At 38.2% G+C, this 20,417-nt stretch carries 17 protein-coding genes; 15 read left to right on the top strand and 2 right to left on the bottom strand.

The window, feature by feature from the left end; all coding sequences use genetic code 11:
- Window positions 1-4 precede the first annotated feature (4 nt).
- The 5 genes from FN960_RS09705 to FN960_RS09685 all read left to right on the top strand — a co-directional run bounded on the left by FN960_RS09705 (window position 5) and on the right by FN960_RS09685 (window position 3,531).
- Entirely contained in the window at window positions 5-463 is a 459-nt protein-coding gene (locus FN960_RS09705; protein ID WP_260681973.1) for a pyridoxamine 5'-phosphate oxidase family protein, read from the top strand.
- Between the two features lie 22 nt (window positions 464-485).
- Window positions 486-1,229, top strand: coding sequence for an aminoglycoside phosphotransferase family protein (locus tag FN960_RS09700; protein WP_143848515.1), 744 nt, complete (start codon window positions 486-488; stop codon window positions 1,227-1,229).
- A gap of 10 nt (window positions 1,230-1,239) precedes the next feature.
- Complete coding sequence (locus FN960_RS09695) at window positions 1,240-1,710, top strand: GNAT family N-acetyltransferase (protein WP_143848514.1); 471 nt, start codon at window positions 1,240-1,242, stop codon at window positions 1,708-1,710.
- A gap of 13 nt (window positions 1,711-1,723) precedes the next feature.
- Window positions 1,724-2,575 (top strand): phosphotransferase, encoded by an 852-nt coding sequence (locus tag FN960_RS09690; RefSeq protein ID WP_143848513.1) that lies wholly within the window; start codon window positions 1,724-1,726, stop codon window positions 2,573-2,575.
- A 404-nt stretch (window positions 2,576-2,979) separates the two neighbouring features.
- Window positions 2,980-3,531 carry a short-chain dehydrogenase gene (locus FN960_RS09685; protein WP_143848512.1) on the top strand — a complete coding sequence of 184 codons (552 nt, stop codon included), beginning with the start codon at window positions 2,980-2,982 and terminating at the stop codon, window positions 3,529-3,531.
- Window positions 3,532-4,047: 516 nt separating this feature from the next.
- Here FN960_RS09685 and FN960_RS09680 read toward each other — a convergent pair.
- Together FN960_RS09680 and FN960_RS09675 are read right to left on the bottom strand one after the other, a co-directional pair.
- Complete coding sequence (locus tag FN960_RS09680; RefSeq protein WP_143848723.1) at window positions 4,048-4,368, bottom strand: AzlD domain-containing protein; 321 nt, start codon at window positions 4,366-4,368, stop codon at window positions 4,048-4,050.
- Window positions 4,368-5,090 carry an AzlC family ABC transporter permease gene (locus tag FN960_RS09675; RefSeq protein WP_143848511.1) on the bottom strand — a complete coding sequence of 241 codons (723 nt, stop codon included), beginning with the start codon at window positions 5,088-5,090 and terminating at the stop codon, window positions 4,368-4,370. The genes FN960_RS09680 and FN960_RS09675 overlap by 1 nt, the downstream gene beginning before the upstream one ends.
- 225 nt (window positions 5,091-5,315) lie before the next feature.
- Here FN960_RS09675 and FN960_RS09670 point away from each other — a divergent pair, with 225 nt between their 5' ends.
- The 10 genes from FN960_RS09670 to FN960_RS09625 all read left to right on the top strand — a co-directional run bounded on the left by FN960_RS09670 (window position 5,316) and on the right by FN960_RS09625 (window position 20,400).
- Window positions 5,316-6,380 carry an ABC transporter ATP-binding protein gene (locus tag FN960_RS09670; protein WP_143848510.1) on the top strand — a complete coding sequence of 355 codons (1,065 nt, stop codon included), beginning with the start codon at window positions 5,316-5,318 and terminating at the stop codon, window positions 6,378-6,380.
- Window positions 6,381-6,444: 64 nt separating this feature from the next.
- On the top strand, window positions 6,445-7,500 hold the full coding sequence (locus FN960_RS09665) for an extracellular solute-binding protein (protein WP_438799875.1): 1,056 nt from the start codon (window positions 6,445-6,447) through the stop codon (window positions 7,498-7,500).
- An 83-nt stretch (window positions 7,501-7,583) separates the two neighbouring features.
- The gene (locus FN960_RS09660) at window positions 7,584-9,182 is read left to right on the top strand and encodes an ABC transporter permease (RefSeq protein WP_143848508.1); all 1,599 of its coding nucleotides are present in this window, start codon (window positions 7,584-7,586) and stop codon (window positions 9,180-9,182) included.
- 632 nt (window positions 9,183-9,814) lie between these two features.
- Window positions 9,815-11,854, top strand: a complete 2,040-nt coding sequence (locus tag FN960_RS09655) for a methyl-accepting chemotaxis protein (protein WP_143848507.1) — start codon at window positions 9,815-9,817, stop codon at window positions 11,852-11,854.
- Between the two features lie 436 nt (window positions 11,855-12,290).
- Entirely contained in the window at window positions 12,291-13,967 is a 1,677-nt protein-coding gene (locus FN960_RS09650) for an extracellular solute-binding protein (RefSeq protein WP_143848506.1), read from the top strand.
- Window positions 13,968-14,033: 66 nt separating this feature from the next.
- A complete protein-coding gene (locus FN960_RS09645) occupies window positions 14,034-15,728 on the top strand; it encodes a sensor histidine kinase (protein WP_185970996.1) in 1,695 nt (564 codons plus the stop codon).
- Between the two features lie 15 nt (window positions 15,729-15,743).
- The gene (locus FN960_RS09640; RefSeq protein ID WP_143848504.1) at window positions 15,744-16,943 is read left to right on the top strand and encodes a helix-turn-helix domain-containing protein; all 1,200 of its coding nucleotides are present in this window, start codon (window positions 15,744-15,746) and stop codon (window positions 16,941-16,943) included.
- 51 nt (window positions 16,944-16,994) lie between these two features.
- The gene (locus FN960_RS09635; RefSeq protein WP_143848722.1) at window positions 16,995-17,924 is read left to right on the top strand and encodes an ABC transporter permease; all 930 of its coding nucleotides are present in this window, start codon (window positions 16,995-16,997) and stop codon (window positions 17,922-17,924) included.
- Window positions 17,925-17,937: 13 nt separating this feature from the next.
- Window positions 17,938-18,819, top strand: coding sequence for a carbohydrate ABC transporter permease (locus FN960_RS09630; RefSeq protein WP_143848503.1), 882 nt, complete (start codon window positions 17,938-17,940; stop codon window positions 18,817-18,819).
- A 216-nt stretch (window positions 18,820-19,035) separates the two neighbouring features.
- Complete coding sequence (locus tag FN960_RS09625) at window positions 19,036-20,400, top strand: FAD-dependent oxidoreductase (RefSeq protein WP_143848502.1); 1,365 nt, start codon at window positions 19,036-19,038, stop codon at window positions 20,398-20,400.
- Window positions 20,401-20,417 lie beyond the last annotated feature (17 nt).

Raw genomic sequence — 20,417 nt, 5'->3', positions numbered from 1 at the left:
TCACTTGCACATAATTAATGAAAATAAAGAATCTAAAAGTTTACTTGAGAAAATCGCCAGTCGTCCTCTATTTGCTCATTTGTCTACTGCAGATGATAAAGGTCCAAAAGACTCTCCACTCTGGTACATTTGGGAAAATCAAAGCCTGTGGATGCTCGGTCATGTGAGCGAAAATTCGTTTATAAAAAGAATTAAAGAAGATGCGAGATGTGCAATCGGTATTGTCGACTTTGATATAGAAACCGGGCGTGTCCATCATCTTGGTTTTCGTGGGAATGCAGAGCTTGTGCCACATGACGAGTCTCGAGCAAAGCGTTTGTTTACGCGTTATATGGGAGAAGAAGAACAATGGGATCCTCGTTTTTCGGCGGCATTAGGAGATGAGCAGTGGATCTTTGTATGTTTTGTTCCTGAAACAGTAGTAGTTCGTGACCAATCATATATGTTGAGGGGAACTAAATAGAGTCCAGAGGGAGTTGTTATAAATGGAACTAGGCACGTTTATTGCTAAGGGAAACACCGCTGATATCTATAGTTCAGGTCAACACGTCATTAAGTTATTTCATGAGGGGCTATCTGAAAGCTATACTTTTTATGAAGCGAATAAACAAAGGAGCGCTTATTTAGAGGGCTTGCCAGTTCCTGAAATAATCGATATAAAGGTGATAAATGGTAAACAAGCAATAATTATGGAGCATATTGATGGAACAACTTTAGGCGATTTATATATAAACAATTCACATGATGCCAAACGATATCTAGAGCTCTCTATTGATGTCCAACTTGCTATACATAAAGTAACTATTAATTCAATAGAGAAGATGTCTGAGAAACTAATAAGACAAATTGAACGCGCTTCAATTCTTCAAGATAAGCAAAAGGTATTTCTACTTGAAAGATTAAAACAGATGAAATATGAGTCTAGGCTTTGTCATGGAGATTTTCATCTTTACAATTTAATTCAAAATAATGAAGGTGTAGCCATTATTGATTGGGTAGATGCAAGTATGGGCGATATAAGAGCCGATGTCTATCGTACCTACTTATTATATATGCCCCATTCAATGGAATTTGCAGACATGTACTTAGATTTATATTGTTCAAAAAGCGGAGTGAAAAAAGAAGAAATTCTTCAATGGGCACCAATTATTGCAGGTGCAAGGCTATCAGAGAATGTTACGGGTGAGGACCATCAACGATTATTAGACATAGTAGATCAATATACGTGAGGGGAAAAAAATGATAAGAACCTATAATCAAAAGGATGCAGAGTTTGTGATCCAGTCTCATTATGAACTGTATTCGCAAGAGTATGGCTATGATTTGTCATTTAAGAAGTTTATTGAAGGGAATGTTCATGGACTTATAAATAGATCTAGAGCTGATGAGAATATTTGGATTGTTGATATTGTAGGAGAACCAAAAGGCTCAATAGGCTTGGGAAGTGTGGATGATGAAACTGCGCAATTAGGCTTGTTTTTAGTTGATCCTAGCTTAAGAGGACAAGGATACGGACATCAGTTGATAGAGACATGTATTAAATTTTGTCAGGACCATGCGAAAAAAAGGATTATTTTATACACGAATGAGGAATTAACAGCAGCAAGACATCTCTACAGAATGCATGGTTTTTCACTAAAAGAAACATGGACCTCCACTAAGTCCAATAAAGCATTAAAAGAAGAGCTCTGGGAAAAGCTGTTGTTCTGAGGTGAGAACGATTATGGAGAGAGAAAATGGGACAATACTGTCAACTAAACTACTTTCCTTTGTAAATGAAACAGAATTTGCAGAGCTTGGTCATGCGATCAAGAAGAAACAAAGGATTACATACACAAATCAATTATATTTTATTAAGATAGCTCTAAAAGAAAACAATCCATTTATTCATTCGTTATTAAATGAAATTGAAACAAATAATTATTTAACGAACCAACCAATTAATTGTCCAAAAATGCTGTGGAGTTACTCTGATACACGTGTCGTCATTCTTGTTTTCGAGAAGCTGATAGGACAAGTACTTGCATGCCAACGTGATGCTTTTAATATAGAAGTAACAGGAGTGCATACACAGATTCTCCAACACATTATTCAGCTACAACGAATCTCCATACCCGAAGCATGGACTGAACTCACTAATCGAGATGACACACTGAAAAATTACTATCACTATATAAAATCTTGCCTGCCGAAGCAAACAGCAAAAGGCATTAAGAATTTAATGGGTGATTTTCATGGTAGCCCAAACATGGTGTTTAGTCATGGAGACTTGTTGCCTATGAACATCATAAATAGCAATCATACATACCACTTTATTGATTGGGAATGGGCAGGAGTGAGATCGGCGTCCTTTGATCCTGTTCTTTTTATGTTATTTTCACGTAAACCAGAGATCCAAATTCATAAATTGAGTGCGCTCTCAGAATATTGGGAGCCATTGGACATATATAAAGATGCTTTAATGATCTCATTAAGAGAAATAAAGAATTGGATGAAAGTAGATCAAAGTGTTCAAAGTGAGAGAAATATTAGAAGATGGATTGCTGTGACGGATGAGTGCTTAAAACGATTGTAAATGGTTTTGAAGCAGGGTTCTTGAATATTTACATTCCATGTGAGCTTCTCTTCAGCAAAGTGAGCCTAATAAATAGCCAAAAAATCAAAAGGAAACATAAAATGGTTGTGCTTAAAAATAAAAAGGATAGGGGAAAAATTGAGTGTGATACGCATGCATCAGATAGTCGATGTGAGAAATGTCACTCGGTGCATTAAAAACATTTAAGGGGCGACTTCTTTCTCTTAAATCTGTTCCAACGTACCATGTCATGATGAAGAAAAATGACATCAGCATTAAACAAAGTCCAATTGGAATGGAGTATCTGTAAAACAGAAAGATTACCTCAGTATTTTTTTGAATCTATCTATACCATATGAATTAATGGAAGGGTTGTCAATAGTTGATAGCGAAGGAGTGATTTAATGAAGAATGTTCTCATATTTGGTGGCACGGGCATGCTGCTTCAAGCAACGAAATGGCTTGAAAAGGAGTATGATAATATAACGGTCTTTGGTAGGGATGCTGGTAAAAATCCTTGGTTATTAGACCAGGTTGAAAATAATAACTTTGAATTTCTTGAATTGGATTATAGAAACACGGAACATTTGAAGAAATTAATTCAGCAATCCTTTGAAAAATATGGCCAATTCGACTGCGTTCTAGCATGGATTCATGGCACAGCTCCAAATGCATTAGCAACAATTATAAAGGAATTAGAAATGAATCAAAGACAAAGCTATCGTTTATTTCATGTGAAGGGGAGTAGCAGTAGTTTGAGTCATATGAAAAACGAGGTGATTGTTCCGGACAATTGTCTCTATCGCGAGGTAATCTTAGGCTTCTGCCTTGAAGGCGACTCATCAAGGTGGCTCACACATAAAGAGATTTCGGATGGGGTGATCAATGCCATTAAAGATGATGACAAAAAAAGCATTGTCGGCACAGTGACACCTTGGGAGCGAAGACCGAGTTAGGGAGTGAGGGGAAAGAGAAGCGTATATCGGGAAAGAGAGACGAATATCGGGAAAGAGAAGCTGATATCGGGAAAGAGAAGCTGATATCGGGAAAGAGAAGCTGATATCGGGAAAGAGAAGCTGATATCAGGAAAGAGAAGCTGATATCGGGAAAGAGAAGCTGATATCGGGAAAGAGAAGCGTATATCGGGAAAGAGAGGCTGATATCAGGAAAGAGAAGCGTATATCGGGAAAGAGAAACTGATATCGGGAAAGAGAAGCTGATATCGGGAAAGAGAAGCTGATATCGGGAAAGAGAAGCGGATATCGGGAAAGAGAGACTGATATCGGGAAAGAGAAGCGGATATCGGGAAAGAACACCAGATATCGGATAACAGAATGAAACGAAAGCAGCTTACTATGAGGGAGGGCGCATTACCAAGAGTGAACCCTCCAGATCAAGAAACACCTGCGCACTAACAAGAGTTAATCCCATACTTCAATAAAAACACAATCCTCTAATAACATATATCTCCATCATATAAACAATCGAACCAAGGCCATAGCCACAACTCCTGTTAATACGGTTAATGAGAGGCTTTTTGTGCGTAACGCCACAATTAACGTAGGAACTGCAGCGATAATAGCATTCATATTTAACTGTATGGTCCCAACTTCTTCGGTGATAAGCAGTTCGTCAACAATTAACGCAGTGAGAATACAGACGGGAATAAAGGATAGCCATTTTAAAAAGGGTTCTGGTAGATTTACCTTTCTCACTACGATAAATGGCAATATTCTTGGTAGTAGGGTAACAAGGGCACAGCCTATAATCACTACATAAAAATAGTCGGTCATCATTTATCCGTCACCACCCCAATGGTTGCTGCGATAAGAGTTGAGACAAGTACGGCTACGTGGGATGGCATGACGTAATTTAAGCCAACCATTAATAGAATGACATACACAACCAATTTCAAATAATGCTTTAGCTTTTCAGGTACGACAAAATGAAGTTGTAGAATGAGTAGTGAGATAAACATTGCGGCAAGGGCATAGTCTAGGCCGAGTGCCTCCGGATTAGAAATCCACCTTCCTATACTCGCGCCAAGTATGGTCACAAGAATCCAACATAGATACGCTGTTACATTTAATCCGTTCATCCACCTGGCATGAAGGGTGTGCTGTGTAACGGCTTTTGTTGTTGCTACCCCAAACGTTTCATCTGTCACCAGTGCGCCAATTCCAATGTTTTTTGCCCAAGAATAACGTGTGAAGAAGGGGGCAAGGGTCAGGCAGAGTAGAAGGTGCCTAAGATTCACAATAAATGTTGTTAAGATAATCGCAGAAACAGGGGCTTGCGCTGCAAGAAGGGCGCAAATGATAAATTGAGCAGAGCCTGCATATACAAAAATGGATAGGCAAGCAATTTCAATAATACTTAACTGAGAAGCTGTTCCTACAATGCCGAATGCAAAGCCAACACTCATGTAGCCAAATAGAGTAGGGATACAATCCTTTATACCTTGTAAATATGTATCATGATCAGAAGATACGTATTCGTGTTTTCTTAATTCCATTAAATAGTACCCCGTTTCCCAAAGGTCATATAAATAAATTATGTAAACTCTATAATGAATAAATGATGTTTTTATGTTATCAGAATTTAATAAGAAAAAGAATATTAGATTAATTTTTATTGAAAACTGAATGAATTCTGAATCATTGGTTGACTTCATTTAGTAGAAATGATACCTTAAGTGAAGTTAATAATCATTATCAATTAAAAAGTTGGTGGTAAAAAGATGGCATTTTTGCACATACATAACCTATCAAAATCCTATGCATTAAAAGATAATCCATCTGTTGCTAATGTTTCGCTAGATATAAATAAAGGTGAGATTGTGAGTTTACTAGGGCCAAGTGGATGCGGTAAAACAACGACCTTACGAATGATAGCAGGGTTTGAACGTCCCTCGTCTGGTTCAATTCGTCTAAATGATAACGTTATCTTTGATAGTGATCATTCAACTCCTATTGAAAGTCGTGGAATTGGAATGGTTTTTCAGGATTATGCGTTATTCCCCCACTTAACAATTGAGCGGAATGTTGTATTTGGCTTAACAAAAATGAGTCGCTTACAACGAAAAGAACGAGCTAAAGAGATGCTTGATTTAATTGGACTTGCCGAATATGCAAAAATGTTTCCTCATGAGTTATCAGGGGGTCAACAGCAGCGAGTAGCTTTAGCTAGGGCACTAGCGCCAAATCCTCATTTAATTTTGTTGGATGAACCATTTAGTAATTTAGATGCGAGTCTGCGTGACCAAATGAGGCAAGAGATTGCAACGCTTTTAAAAAGACACGGCACGACAGCTATCTTTGTCACACACGATCAAAAAGATGCATTTGCCATTTCGGACAGAGTGGTTGTAATGGATCACGGTGTGATTCAACAAATTGCTAAACCAAGAGAGTTATATAAACAGCCTATTAATCAATTTGTCGCTCAATTCGTTGGGAAGACAAACATTATTAGCGCAACTCTTAAAACAGATTTAAAACATGCTGACACGAAGCTGGGTGTGATATGTCTTCCAGAGAAACAAAGTACATCTAACTGGCCGATACAATTATCTATTCGTCCGGAGGCTTGCACCATCAATGAAGCTGGTCAATATCACGGTGAGATTAAACATGTAAACTTCGCAGGTGAATATCAAGAGGTCACAGTGTCACTTAAATCAAGCGAACTTGAGCAAGATGTAAAGGAATTTATGCTTATACGTGTAGCTGCAACGGTTGATTTAGTTGTGGGACAGCCTTTGTCATTTGATATAGAAACAGACTTAGTATCCGTTATCCAATAATACACTCTCTTAATTGAAAGGAATGCTTAATTTGAAATCGATTTTAAGAAAACCCTATTCTGTGATGATTATGTCTGGCGTTTTAATGTCTGTATTAGTTGCTTGCGGAAGTGATGCAGAAACAAATGAAACGGAGGACGATGGTTCAACAGAGGTTACTGCAACTGAAGATCAAGAGCTAGTCGTCTACTCGAGCAGAAATGAAAAATTCGTTCAGAACCTACTAGATAAATTTGAAAGTGACACGGGGATTGAGGTTTTAGTAAGTCACTTGGATGAAAATGCTGTTAATTTATTGAAAGAAGAAGCAAATAACACACAAGCAGATATCTTTATCTCTAATGATATAGGTGGACTTGAGCATTTACGCGCTGAGGGTCTTTTGCAAGGTTATACTCCTGAGGGGATAGAGACAATTGATGAAAATTATCGTGCCGATGATAATTCTTGGATTGGTTTATCCGCAAGAACTCGTGTACTCATGTATAATAAAGATCTGGTTAGTGAAGACGAGGTGCCAACAAGCATTGAAGAGCTTGCAGATCCTCAATATGAGGGAGAGTTTGCGATAACCAGAGGTGGAAATGGTGGCTTCATCAGTCATGTATCTGCTCTGAGAAACGAGTGGGGAGACGACAAAACGCTTGAATGGCTTTCATCAGTGAAAGACAATGCTGGCATCATTGCACAAGGAAATGGAGATATTCGTCGCTCTGTTGGAGCAGGGGAAATCGCATTTGGCTTAGTTAACAATTATTATTATCATCAGCAGCTAGAAGAGCCTATGGATAACAATGTTGGCGTTGTGTATCCTGACCAAGGAGAAGATCAAATGGGGGCTGTTATTAATGCGGCTGGTGTTGGATTTATAAATGATGCTCCAAATGAAGAAAGTGCTCAAGTATTTTTAGACTGGATCCTGGAACCAGAAAATCAAAAAGTCTTTTCATTTGATTCAATGGAAGTCCCAATCAATACAGATATTGAGGCCTATGAACATGCAGCTCCGCTTGATTCATATAAGGTTCAAGACATGCCACTGAGCCAGCTTGGTGAGGTTTGGGAGGACACCAGACAACTTATTGAAGAGTCTGGATTAGATCTTGAAATTGGTTCATAAATCAATCAAAAAGCAAAGGTCAAATGGCCTTTGCTTGCTTTTTTTAGGATGAATTTATTGTATACCCGGTGGTGTCGCGAAAAATGCTAGTTAAAAAATGGTGGCTGCAATTATGGAGAGGGAATTCTCCTGGCCTTACACTTTTTTCAATATCCTTTATATCTGCATTGTTATTATCCATTCCTGTTTTTTATGTCATCATACGTTCTTTATCAGCGGGTGGAGATCGTTGGTTACGTTTGTTAGATGAGCGTATTCCCGATCTTCTTTTGCGTACACTTAGTCTAACGTTTATGGTGACTATTACTACAGTGATTATTGGTGTGCTTGCGGCTTGGTTAATTGAGCGAACGGATTTACCGTTAAAGGGCTACTGGCGCTGGTTATTAGCGATTCCTTTAGTCATCCCTCCTTACATAGGGGCACTTGCCTACATTATTGTATTTGGACCACGCGGATTTTTGTGGAGGCTCTGGCGGGATAATGAATGGCTCGCCGCTATCATGGATTATCCTTTTGATATCTATTCCTTTTGGGGAGTTTGGCTCATTCTTTCGCTATTTACGTTTCCATATGTATTTCTTATTGTTAGCTCATCATTAAGGAAGATAAGTCGTAGTTATGAAGAAGTGGCACGCTCTCAAGGTATATCTTCATTTGCGATTTTCTTTAAGGTATATCTTCCATTTTTACGACCTGCAATTGGAGCAGGGGCTTTGCTGGTTTCGCTTTATGTCATCACAGATTTTGGTGCAATTGCGATGCTTCGATATCTAACATTTACATCAGCCATTTATTATAATATAAGTAGCTATGATAATGTTTCGGCGACCGTGTTAAGTACAGTGCTATTTGCCATTACGCTGCTTTTACTTTGGTTTCATTCACGCTTTACTAAATCAAGAAAGTATCACCAAAGTTCAAAAGGTCTAGTTATGGCAGAGGATTTAACACTTGGCAAGTGGAAAGGTATTGCTACGGCGTTTGTTGTGTTCTTGTTTACACTTTCAGTAGTTCTTCCAATTATCGTCCTTATTTATTGGTCCTATATTGGGTTCTCTACAGGAGCTGTAGATCATTCGTTTATAGAATATACAGTGAACACATTTCAAGTGGCAGGAATGGCTGCATTGATTTCAATGATCATTGCCTTGCCAATCATGTATCTAAAATCAAGACATCCTTCTATGATGAGTACCGCCATTGACCGGTTAGCTTATTCGGGATACGCACTTCCAGGTGTCATTGTTGCGTTAGGGATCATCTTTTTCTTTAATCAATACATCCCGTCACTTTATAATACGGTTTTATTAGTTGCGTTAGCTTTTGTTATACGATTTCTGCCTCAGGTTCTTCAATCTGGTGAGGCTTCACTTAGCTTAGTATCTCCTAAGCTTGATGAAGCGGCTAGAAGTCTTGGGTTAAGACCATGGAAAGTTGTGTTACGAGTCATTTTGCCTTCGATCTTTCCTAGTCTTTTGGCAGGAGGAGCTCTTGTTTTTGTAAGTTCTATCAAAGAATTGCCAGCCACTTTATTATTAAGACCACCCGGATTCGAGACCATCGCCACTCGAATATGGGTAGAAACGAGAGAAGATGTGTATTATCTCGCTGCTCCGCTGGCATTACTTATTATTGTCATCTCCATTTTGCCACTTAAATATTTGTTGAAAAAATATTAGGTGGTTGTTAGAAAGTTCATATAATAACTAACTGTTTTAGCTTGTCGAGAGCCTTGTAAAAAAGCTCTCGACAAGCTTTTTTTGGTAAAGTTCTTATTTCTGTGTAAATACTGATTCCAATACCTATCTAAACAAGCGGACGAAAATGAAGCTCCGAAATCTGCGGGATAAAAGGTAGCCACTGAAAAAGAAGCTATAAATATTAGTAAGTCTTCTCTCAAACAAAAACGGCCCTCATTTCCTTAGGTAGAAATGTTGGTCATTTGTCTGATCGGGAACAAGAGCGAAGTTTTCTCCTGTAGCGGTGCATGAGCTCATTACCTTGCCTTAAGTAAGTAACCCCATTTTCGGAAACGCAGCCGAAGAAACAAAACTAATTTACACATAAGCATGGATTCTATTTTTAATTGATAAGAGACGGCGGACAGCTAGTTATATTTTTTTAATTAGCCATTAGTGTTGTTTTCGCTAGGGTCTTCGTAAGTAATCTAACAAGAATTTAAATTAAATCTAAAAGTCTTAGTTCATAAGGCCGATAAAAAGATTGTTGCAATATACATAGATATTACCCGGGCGTAAAACATAGAAATGAATGTTGCAAAAACAAACAACTAGAGTAGGGGATAAAATACATGAGGAACAGAGAAGAACAGATCAAAAAGAAATCCATGTCGTTACGGACTAAATTAATACTGGCATTTTCACTCGTTTTACTACTGCCGAGTTTAATTATTGGTCTAAGCTCTTATCAAAGTGCAAGTAACAACATTGATGAGCAGTTACATAATTCGACAGAAGAAAGCTTACTTATTATAGATAATACAATAAGCAACTTTATAAATTCCCAAAAAGAAAATGTGAATTATATAGCTGATGCAAGTGACGTGGAAGGATTTCTAGAAGAGGATTCTGCAGAACAACGTGCACTTCTTGACACATTTCAAAATACAAAAATAGATGTGGAGCAAAGCTATGTTGGAACAGAGCAAGGGAACTTTATGAATTCTCCGACCTCTTTTCAAAATCCACCTGATTACGATCCTCGTGAAAGACCATGGTATCAAACAGCGATGGGAAGTAATGGTGAGGTTATCATTACACCACCTTATATTTCACAGTCATCAAATGAACCTGTCACTACGTTGGCACGGACAACAGAGGACGGTCTAGGTGTTGCAGCATTAAATTTAAAGCTTAGTGTTATAACAGATATGTTAAATGAAATTTCGATTGGTGAAAAAGGATTTGTATTTTTACTGGATCAAAATAACACGGTTGTTTCTCACCCAAATGTAGAGTTAGGAACAGAATCAACAGATCCTCTTTTCGAAACTGAAGATACACGTGGTCAATTTGACTATGCATTTGATGGGCAAGAGCTGTCATTAAATTTCCTAACAAATGAAGAAACAGGTTGGAAGATATATGCCGCGATGGATAAAGAGGAAATTGCACAAGCTTCTTCTAGTATTTTGTTTACTACGATTATTGTAATGGTTTTATCATTAATAGTAGGTGCAGTGGTCATTTTCTTTATTTTACGTTCGATTGTAGGTCCTATTTCCAAGCTTACTTTAGCGGCGGAGAGAATGAGCCAAGGGGAGCTGAATAAAGAATTCTACGTTCACCCTAGCCGAAATGACGAGATTGGCCGATTAGGAAATGCGTTCGAGAAGATGCGATTTGCCTTATCGACTACACTCTCAAGCGTACAAGATAAAGCCCAGCATTTAGCTGCATCCTCTGAAGAATTATCCGCCAGTACGGAAGAGAATACTAGAGCAACCGAGCAAATCTCTTCTGAAATGCAAGAAATGGCATCAGGTGTAGATGCCCAAAGAGAGAGTATTAAGCAAGGGAATCTTGTCTCAGAAGAAATGGCATCCTCTGTGCATACCGTTTCAGTACGAACAGAGCAGGTTCAAAAAACGGCTTCGAATGCTACGAAATTTGTAGATGAAGGAAATGAAGCTATTCAAACAAGTATCGAGCAGATGACTCAAATTAAAGATACAGTATTAGAGCTTTCTAGCAGTGTAGAAGGACTCGGAAATAGCTCTGATGAAATCAGTAAAGTGGTTGATGCGATTAAGAGCATTGCCGAGCAAACGAATTTGTTGGCATTGAATGCAGCGATTGAAGCAGCGCGTGCTGGGGAGCAAGGAAAAGGCTTTGCGGTTGTTGCTGAGCAGGTACGTAATCTGGCTGAGCAATCAGCTGAATCAACACAGGTTATTAGCGGTATTATTCAATCTATACAACTTGAGACTGCAAAAACAGTGAAGAAAATGAGCGAAAGCACGAGCCAGGTTGAAAAAGGAATTGAAGTAGTTAATGTTGCTGGAAAATCATTCACAGAAATGAAGCAATTTGTTGAAGATGTGGCAAAAGAGGTTGGAGAAGTGGCATCACACGCACAATCAATGGCATCAGGTACTGATCAATTTGTGCATACATTTAAAGAAATCTCTGCTATTTCAGAGACGACAGCAGCAAGTACTGAAAACATCTCCGCATCAACGGAGGAGCAGCTGGCTTCTATGGAAGAGATCTCTACATCAGTTGGCACATTAACATTGCTAGCAGAAGAGCTTCAAAACTTAGTTTTACAGTTTGATGTTGCTGAGGCTGGAGAAGAGCTTGAGGCATTGAGTCAAAAAGAAGAGAAATAATTCTAAATAGAAAACCTGCAAATCCGTATCGCTATTTATAGTGGTACGGATTTTTGACGTGAGTTCTGGCTTGATATCGCCGGCGGGAGGAGAGGAAGAATCGGCACGAAGCACATGAAAGCGGCGGGAGAGAGAAGAATCTATTCTAATAAAGTTAATTCAGAAGCCTAAAACATTGCTGTAGCCATTGCATGCAATGTTCAGCTCGTGCTTGTGATTGTAAAAGAGTTCATACGGAGGTGTCTTCCAGAACACGGTCTTAGATCATTAATTTTATGCTAAAATACGGATTCAACATATATTGGTGATTTGCTTAGACAGTACATTTTTCATATTGATTAAAAATGTACCGTGTTTCTTAAAAAATTCAGGTTTTCGATTGGGTGAAAAGAAAGTACGATATAAATGTAAGGGCTTACATTAAAGGGGGATGTTTATGAATAGAAAGACGCTTATAAAACTATCTTTAGTAAGTGGTGTGGCTTTGTTAGCGGCTTGCAGCAATAGTGAGTCTGCCCAAAAAGAAAGTAAACTTGACCCGGTAGCATCTGCTGAAGAGCTGCCAGATTCGTTTGAAGAACCTGTGTCGATTAGCTTAATTAAGCATATTTCCGGAGATATTTTATTTAAAGAGGGAGAAAGCATTCAAGACAATGTTCATACACAATGGGTAAAGGATACATTTAATATCGATTTGAATTATTTATGGACGACGAGTGGTCCAGACGATACCTTTGATACTAAACTTCAGCTTAGTATGTCCGCTAATGAAGAATTGCCGTCCATTATAAGCTTAAGAAGCGATATAACCCAAGACCTTATTGATTCAGGACGTGTTATGGAGGTTGGGGATATTTTTGATAAATATGCATCTCCAGCTTGGAAAGAAGCGATAGAAGCAGATCCGCATGCTTGGGATCCTTATACGAGAGAGGATGGAATATACGCCATTCCTATCTTAGATTATGAAATGAATGGGGATACGGTTTTATTTATTCGTCAAGATTGGCTGGATAAACTAGGGCTAGATGGGCCAGAAACAATGGAAGATATTGAAACCATTATGGATGCATTTGTGAATGATGATCCAACAGGCACAGGAGAGAAAACCTATGGCCTAGCAACAGGCTTTGCTAATGCTTATAATACATGGATGTCTACGACGGACTGGGTGTTTGGTGCATACGGGTCAATGCCTGATCAGTGGAATTTAGCAGAGGATGGAACCTTAGAAAACGGCTCTATTCAACCAGAAGTGAAAGAGGGTTTAGAAACATTACGCGAGTGGATGGAGAAAGGCTACATTCATCCCGAGTCTGGATTATGGGATGAAGTAAAAGCATCCGAGTTATTCACCTCAGGTCGGGCAGGAATGATTGCAGGTCCTCATTGGATGCCTGATTGGCCACTAGGGGAGCTACTTAATAATGTGGAAGGGGCCGAATATAAAGCCTATGAAATTCCAACAGGACCAAATGGAGAAGCAGGGCGTTCGACAGGTATCACTTCTCAAAATGGAGCCGTTATGATTAATGAGAGTGCAACGGAAGAAGAAATTCAGGCATTTTTTGTGTATCAAAATTATTTATTTGAGAATTTTGCAAACCCAGAAGAAGGTAGCGAATTTGAATATGGATTTGCTGAAGGATACGACTATTATCTAGATGGGGAAGAAGTAAAATATCGTGATGACGAAATTCCAGGTGGAAGAATAGACCCGGTAAAATACACAATAACATTTGATGGAGCAAGAATTCCTTCTTTATATATTAATACTCTAGCTGAATTTGCTCGCGGACAAGAGCCGGAAACCCCGTTTGAACGAAAGGTATACTTGCAATACCCTGAAGCAGCATGGGAGGGGGCAAGAATAGTTGTAGATGGAGCTGATAAACAGGTTCACAGTATGTTTACTGGAGCGCCAACACCTACAATGCTTTCAAGACAGGATACACTGGACACCATGCTATCTGAAGCCTTCAGTAAAATGATTTATGGCGAACAATCCCTTGATGAATTTGATTCTGTCATCGATAAATGGAAAAGTTCCGGCGGTGATGACATTACAACTGAAGTCAATGAGTGGTACCAAACCGTTCAGAGCAGTCAATAAGTAACTTATTTCTCCTCCTCTTAGAGAGAATCAGCTAAACTAAAAATGAAGAGGGGGAGATATTTCATGAAAAGGCTGACATTGTTCCAACAAGCAGTCATTATATTGCTGTTGCTGCTTATTCCTACAGTACTTATATACAGTTACTCAAATTACGTAACAGAACAAGTGATCATAGACGATATTCACTCGCGCAATATGAATCGTTTGGATGTGTCAGTTAATCAATTAGAAGCAGATCTTGATCAGATCTCACAGTTTTTAATGGCATTAAGTATTGATTCAGACATTAGCAGCTTACGTAATATTGAATTGTATAGTCCATACGAGAAAGTTTCTTTAAAAGAAGACGTTTCTGAGAAATTACGTACTTACCAGCAGTTAAGCAATTTATTAGTGGATGTAACTATTTACATGCCAAATAATGAAAGCGCTATTACGACGATGCCGGTCTTTCCTGACTTGGAAACACCACTAGCTAATTCGTGGCATTATGTTGCTGATGAAAATAACAGGGACAATGATTATTTTATTCGTCATGTGCGATATCCATTAAATAATGTAGTTATTGGTAACGAGGTAATCATTGAAGCGAGGGTTTATACACAAAGTATAAGAAACCATTTGGATGATTTAGTGACAACAAATTTAAATAATGCATTTTTGTTTCATCAAGACTTTGGTGTAATTACAACGGCGGAAACTGATTTATCAATAACAGAAACCATAAATCATCACATGATAAACCAAAACGGTACGTTAAACATCCACCATGAAGGCACTCAATATTTGGTTAGTTATGTTCAATCAGAAGCACTTGATTGGATACTTATTGATGTCTTTCCATTAGACGAATTATTAACGCCAGTTTATAAAAGCCGAAACTTTCTTTATGCATCCGTTGTATTAATGATCTTATTTGGAGGTCTTTCGGGTTGGCTCCTATACAAGAAAATCCATATCCCAATAAGAGAGCTAAGTTTAGCTGTACAACGAATTAAACGCGCGGATTACGCAGTGAGAATACCGGTTGGCCATAATAATGAATTTCATAAACTAACACAAGGATTTAATGAGATGGCACAACAAATTCAAACCCTTATTGAGCAGGTCTATGAAGAAAAAATCCGTTCTCAGGAAGCCTCGTTAAAACTAATGCAAGCACAGATTAATCCGCATTTTCTTTACAATTGCCTGTTTTATATTAAAAACATGGCCAAGGTACAGCAAACAGATGCTGTAGAAGCTATGGCTCTTCACTTAGGACAATACTTTAGATATCGAACCAAGGTGGAAGATGAAAAAACAACTTTAAATGAAGAAATTGATTTAATTGATCATTTTCTATCCATCCATGCACTAAGAAAAAAATCGATAACGTATTCAATCTCAATTCCTAAAGAGATGTACTCCCTTCAAATTCCAAGCCTTCTTTTACAACCTATTGTAGAGAATTCCATTGTTCATGGAATTGAACCGCTTTTAGGAAAAGCATACATTCGAGTGACGGGAACTATAACGGAGCAATGTAATATGGTGACGATTGAGGACAATGGGAATGGCCTCTCAGCATCTAGTCGTGAGCAATTAACGGCCAGCTTAGAAGAGAAAGAAGTGTTACAGGAAGGCTATGGAATGCGAAATGTTCATCAGCGATTAATAAAAAAATACGGTGGTCTTTCAGGTTTATATATTAGCGAATCTGAACTAGGCGGCTTAAAAGTCGAAATAAAATGGCAAGAAATAAATGATGAAGAATGAAGGGAGGTTTATTAAATGTATACACTCCTTTTGGTAGATGATGAGGAAGCAACCTTACTTGGTTTAAGTGCGATTGCGTGGGACAAACTGAACATTTCAACCATTCTCCTTGCTTCATCTGTAACTGAAGCATTAACTCAGCTGGAGTCTAATAGCGTTCATGTAGTCATTACAGATATACGAATGCCAGGACAAACCGGAATCGATTTATTAATTGAAATGGAGAGACGAGGACATGTAGCAAAAGGACTGCTCTTATCAGGATATGCTGAGTTTGAATATGCAAAACAGGCCATTCATGCTCACGCAGTTGATTATCTATTAAAGCCCTGCTCAGATGAAGAGGTTTTGAATGCAGTAGAGCGAGCAATTGAAGCCGTGCAGGAAGATGAAAGAATTCGAGCAGAAAAGCTGAATATGGTCACCCATTTGGGTAAAAAGCCTCTAATGGTTGGGGAACTACTGCTACAAAAGTGGCTAACAAGCTATCATACGGTAGATATGATTCAGAAACAAATTGAAGAGTATCAATTACCATTTCGATCGGATGCACCTAGCATATGGATTGGTATTTATAGTGAAAAACTAAACGATAAAATGATGATTGAGTCAGAAGTCTTAACCATGTTTTCATCTATTAGTTTTCCAATGCTGATAAGTGATAAACCTGATTTCCTGTATATTCTTCTTGTCTCTAAGGAGAGTACGCCAGAAGATTGGATCCATACCGTTTTAACTAAGTTGATACCTCAGTTTAAACAACACATTACAGTTAAGCTTCATGCTGCTTTCTTTTTAGAGGTTTCGAATCCTTTTTTGTTCTGGCCCCATGTTAAACACGAGCTAGACGATCTTCATCAAACCATTCACGCTTCAAAACAATTCGGGAATAAGCCAGCTGCGGAAATATTAGTAGATCGTGCTAAGCAGTATGTAAATAATCATTTGGATATCTTTCCAACCTTACAAAGTGCGGCCGATTATTTACATGTTCATTCTGCTTACTTATCAAAAGTGTATAAAGAGGTGTCAGGCGAAAACTTCACTGAATATACTCATCGACTAAAAATGGAACATGCCGTACATCTGCTTGTTCATACAAATCAACGAATACTACAAATAGCAGAGCAATTAGGCTACAATGATTCATCCTATTTCATTAAAGTGTTTAAGAAATACTTTAATAAGACCCCACATGAATTCAGAAACAGATGATGAAAGGAGTGAGAAACAGCTATGAGTGAATTGAGTAATGCCCGACAAGACATGAAGGTGTCAGGGGAAAAGCATAAACAGAAGCAAAGCTGGAATCTCAAACGAAATTGGCCACTTCATGTACTAGTTATGCCTGCTATCATTCTAGCTTTCATATTTAACTATCTGCCCCTGGGTGGAATCATCATGGCATTCCAAGACTTTAAACCATGGCATGGCTTCACTGGTTCAGAATGGGTGGGTTTCGAGCAATTTAAACGAATCTTTGAGTTCAGTGAGGGAAGGCAGGTCATTTGGAACACACTGGTTATCTCTAGCTTTAAAATAGTATTTCAACTAATTATTCCGATTATTTTTGCTTTGCTATTAAACGAAGTAAGAGTAATGACCTTTAAACGTTCTGTACAGACTTTGGTCTATCTGCCCCACTTTCTTTCCTGGGTTATATTAGGAGGGATATTGCTGGATTTATTAAGTGTTGATGGGGGGTTAGTGAACCAGTTTCTTAACTTCTTTGGAATAAATTCAATCTTTTTTCTTGGAAATGGAGACTGGTTTCGCGTAACTGTCATAGCAAGTGATGTATGGAAGGATTTTGGGTTTTCGGCGATTATTTTTTTGGCAGCCTTATCTGGCATAAACCCTAATCTATATGAAGCGGCTGTTGTAGATGGAGCCAATCGTTTTCAACAAGTATTGTTTATCACATTGCCGGCATTACTCCCAATTACGATTGTGGTGGCGACTCTAGCCCTTGGAAATATATTAAACGCCGGATTTGACCAGATCTTTAACTTATACAATCCACTTGTTTACGACAAGGGAGACATTATTGACACCTATGTATATCGTCAAGGCTTACTTGGTGGAAATTTCAGTTACGCAACAGCGGTAGGGCTATTTAAGTCTGTAATAGCGTTTATTCTAATCGTGATTGGTTATCGCTTAGCCTATAAATACGCAAATTATCGTATTTTCTAAAGGAGGAATGATTATGAATCATATGAGTACATCTTATCGGATTTTTACCATCTTTAATATTGCGTTTCTATCATTACTAGGCATCATCTGTATCATTCCTCTTATTCACATCTTAGCAGTCTCATTTAGTGCTCCGGCTCCGGCTAATGCCAATCTCGTACGATTTCTCCCAATTGATTTTACCTTGTCTGCTTGGGGGCAAACACTTGGAAATGATAATTTCTTACGCGCGCTTTGGAACGGTATAACACGAACGGTTCTTGGAACAGTAGTAAGTCTATTTACAATTACACTCGCTGCTTATGCACTGTCAAAAGAGGATCATGAGTTTAAGGGAAGAAAATTTTATATCTACTTTTTAGTATTCATTATGCTATTTAATGGTGGACTAATTCCAACCTATATTCTTGTGCAAAACCTAGGGCTCATTAATACGATATGGGCGTTGGTGTTACCAGGGGCCGTTAATGTGTTTAATTTAATTCTGATGCTAAATTTTTTCCGTACGGGTGTACCAAAATCTTTAGAAGAAGCAGCCCTTATGGATGGAGCTGGACACTTCAGAATATTATTTAGTATTTATCTCCCGATATCATTACCAGCCATTGCTACAGTTGGATTGTTCACGTTAGTGGGACAATGGAATTCGTGGTTTGATGGACTTATCTATTTAACAGATGCTTCAAAGTTCCCGCTGTCTACATTCTTACAAACAATTATTGTGCAAAATGATTACTCACAAATGAATGTGAACGCGGATGAAATGAAGGCAATGTCAGAAAGAACTGTGCGTTCTGCGCAAATTTTTATTGGGGCCTTGCCGATTATTATGGTGTATCCATTTTTGCAGAGGTATTTTGTGAAAGGAATTGTACTCGGTTCGGTGAAGGAATAAGGTATATGAAGAACTAGCTGACAGCACCTCATGTGTTGAGTCAGCTAGACTCTTTTTTATTCTAAAAATAAATAAAAAACTATTGCTCAACATTTCACAATGTGATAAGATATACATATAAATAAGCAAGGGAGATTTTATTTTTACCTTCTCTTGTGAATTAGTGAGCATAATCATGTGAAATTAATCACAAAATAAAAATATGGAGGAATTTAAATGAAGACACTTGTTATTGGATGCACACATGCGGGGACAGCTGCTGTTACAAATATCTTAAAAATGAAGCCAGAAGATGAAGTGGTTGTGTATGAACGAAATGATAATGTTTCATTTTTATCCTGCGGAATTGCATTACATGTAGGTGGAGTGGTAAAAGAGGCGGAGGATTTATTTTATTCATCTCCTGAACAGCTAGCAGCTTTAGGAGCCACCATGCGCATGCAGCATGAGGTACTATCTATTGATACGGAAAAGAAAACGATCCAAGTTCGAAACCTGCAAACAAATGATATTTTTACGGACTGGTTTGATAAGCTTGTACTTGCTACTGGATCAGCTCCTGTTATTCCGCCGATTACTGGAGTAGGGCTAAAAAACATTCAACTTGCGAAAAACTATCATCAGGCGAAAGAAATCATTCAAAAAGCACAGGATGCTTCAAATATTGCTGTCATTGGAGCGGGTTATATCGGCGTAGAGCTTGTTGAAGCCTTTGAAGCGTATGGTAAAAACGTAACCTTTATTGAGGGAGCGGACAGAGTTTTAAATAAATATTTAGACCGCGAATTTACTGATATTGTAGAAGAAGAGCTTCATGAACATCATGTTAAATTGGCACTAAATGAAAAAGTACTACAATTTAATGGGAATGAAGAGGGTCTTGTTCAACAGGTTGTGACTTCTGAACAAACATATGAAGCAGATCTTGTTCTCTTATGTGTTGGCTTTAAACCACAGACGGATTTATTAAAGAATCAAGTAGATATGCTACCAAATGGAGCATTAATTCTTAACGACTTTATGCAAACAAGTCACCCGGATATTTACGGGGCAGGGGATAGCTGTGCAGTGTATTATAACCCGGCAAAAACACACGCGTATATTCCTCTAGCAACGAATGCCGTTCGTATGGGCACCATTGCAGCTCATAATATTATTGGAAACAAAGTGAAGTATCGCGGAACGCAAGGAACATCAGGATTAAAGCTGTATGATCTAAACATGGCATCAACAGGGGTTACTGAATCAAATGCTTTCTTTTTCGGATTGAATGTGAAATCTATCACAATTGATGAATCATACCGACCTGAATTTATGCCTACTGCTGAAAATGTAAAAATAAAAATTGTATACGAAGTAGGAACAAACCGAATCGTCGGCGGAGCAATTATGTCCAAAGTGGATCTCACCCAAGCCGTGAACACATTATCCGTGTGTATTCAAGAGAATAAAACCATTGAAGACTTGGCGTTTGTAGATTTCTTCTTTCAGCCGCATTACAATCAGCCTTGGAACTATCTAAATAAAGCGGCATTAAAAGCTTTGGAGCAAGAAACGGAACATGAAAATGTATTAATTTAATCTATTACCTGTGAGCA

It is taken from the genome of Alkalicoccobacillus porphyridii (assembly GCF_007293315.1).
Lineage (GTDB): Bacteria > Bacillota > Bacilli > Bacillales > Bacillaceae_D > Alkalicoccobacillus > Alkalicoccobacillus porphyridii.
The sequence above is the reverse complement of the archived record's forward strand: the minus strand, read 5'-3'. Positions and strand labels throughout refer to the sequence as shown.

Bases quoted from the DNA above. Each gene is read 5' to 3' on its own strand.
- FN960_RS09700 (WP_143848515.1), top strand. From the start codon at position 486: ATGGAACTAGGCACGTTTATTGCTAAGGGAAACACCGCTGATATCTAT.
- FN960_RS09695 (WP_143848514.1), top strand. From the start codon at position 1,240: ATGATAAGAACCTATAATCAAAAGGATGCAGAGTTTGTGATCCAGTCT.
- FN960_RS09690 (WP_143848513.1), top strand. From the start codon at position 1,724: ATGGAGAGAGAAAATGGGACAATACTGTCAACTAAACTACTTTCCTTT.
- FN960_RS09685 (WP_143848512.1), top strand. From the start codon at position 2,980: ATGAAGAATGTTCTCATATTTGGTGGCACGGGCATGCTGCTTCAAGCA.
- FN960_RS09680 (WP_143848723.1), bottom strand. From the start codon at position 4,368: ATGACCGACTATTTTTATGTAGTGATTATAGGCTGTGCCCTTGTTACC.
- FN960_RS09675 (WP_143848511.1), bottom strand. From the start codon at position 5,090: ATGGAATTAAGAAAACACGAATACGTATCTTCTGATCATGATACATAT.
- FN960_RS09670 (WP_143848510.1), top strand. From the start codon at position 5,316: ATGGCATTTTTGCACATACATAACCTATCAAAATCCTATGCATTAAAA.
- FN960_RS09665 (WP_438799875.1), top strand. From the start codon at position 6,445: ATGATTATGTCTGGCGTTTTAATGTCTGTATTAGTTGCTTGCGGAAGT.
- FN960_RS09660 (WP_143848508.1), top strand. From the start codon at position 7,584: ATGCTAGTTAAAAAATGGTGGCTGCAATTATGGAGAGGGAATTCTCCT.
- FN960_RS09655 (WP_143848507.1), top strand. From the start codon at position 9,815: ATGAGGAACAGAGAAGAACAGATCAAAAAGAAATCCATGTCGTTACGG.
- FN960_RS09650 (WP_143848506.1), top strand. From the start codon at position 12,291: ATGAATAGAAAGACGCTTATAAAACTATCTTTAGTAAGTGGTGTGGCT.
- FN960_RS09645 (WP_185970996.1), top strand. From the start codon at position 14,034: ATGAAAAGGCTGACATTGTTCCAACAAGCAGTCATTATATTGCTGTTG.
- FN960_RS09640 (WP_143848504.1), top strand. From the start codon at position 15,744: ATGTATACACTCCTTTTGGTAGATGATGAGGAAGCAACCTTACTTGGT.
- FN960_RS09635 (WP_143848722.1), top strand. From the start codon at position 16,995: ATGAAGGTGTCAGGGGAAAAGCATAAACAGAAGCAAAGCTGGAATCTC.
- FN960_RS09630 (WP_143848503.1), top strand. From the start codon at position 17,938: ATGAATCATATGAGTACATCTTATCGGATTTTTACCATCTTTAATATT.
- FN960_RS09625 (WP_143848502.1), top strand. From the start codon at position 19,036: ATGAAGACACTTGTTATTGGATGCACACATGCGGGGACAGCTGCTGTT.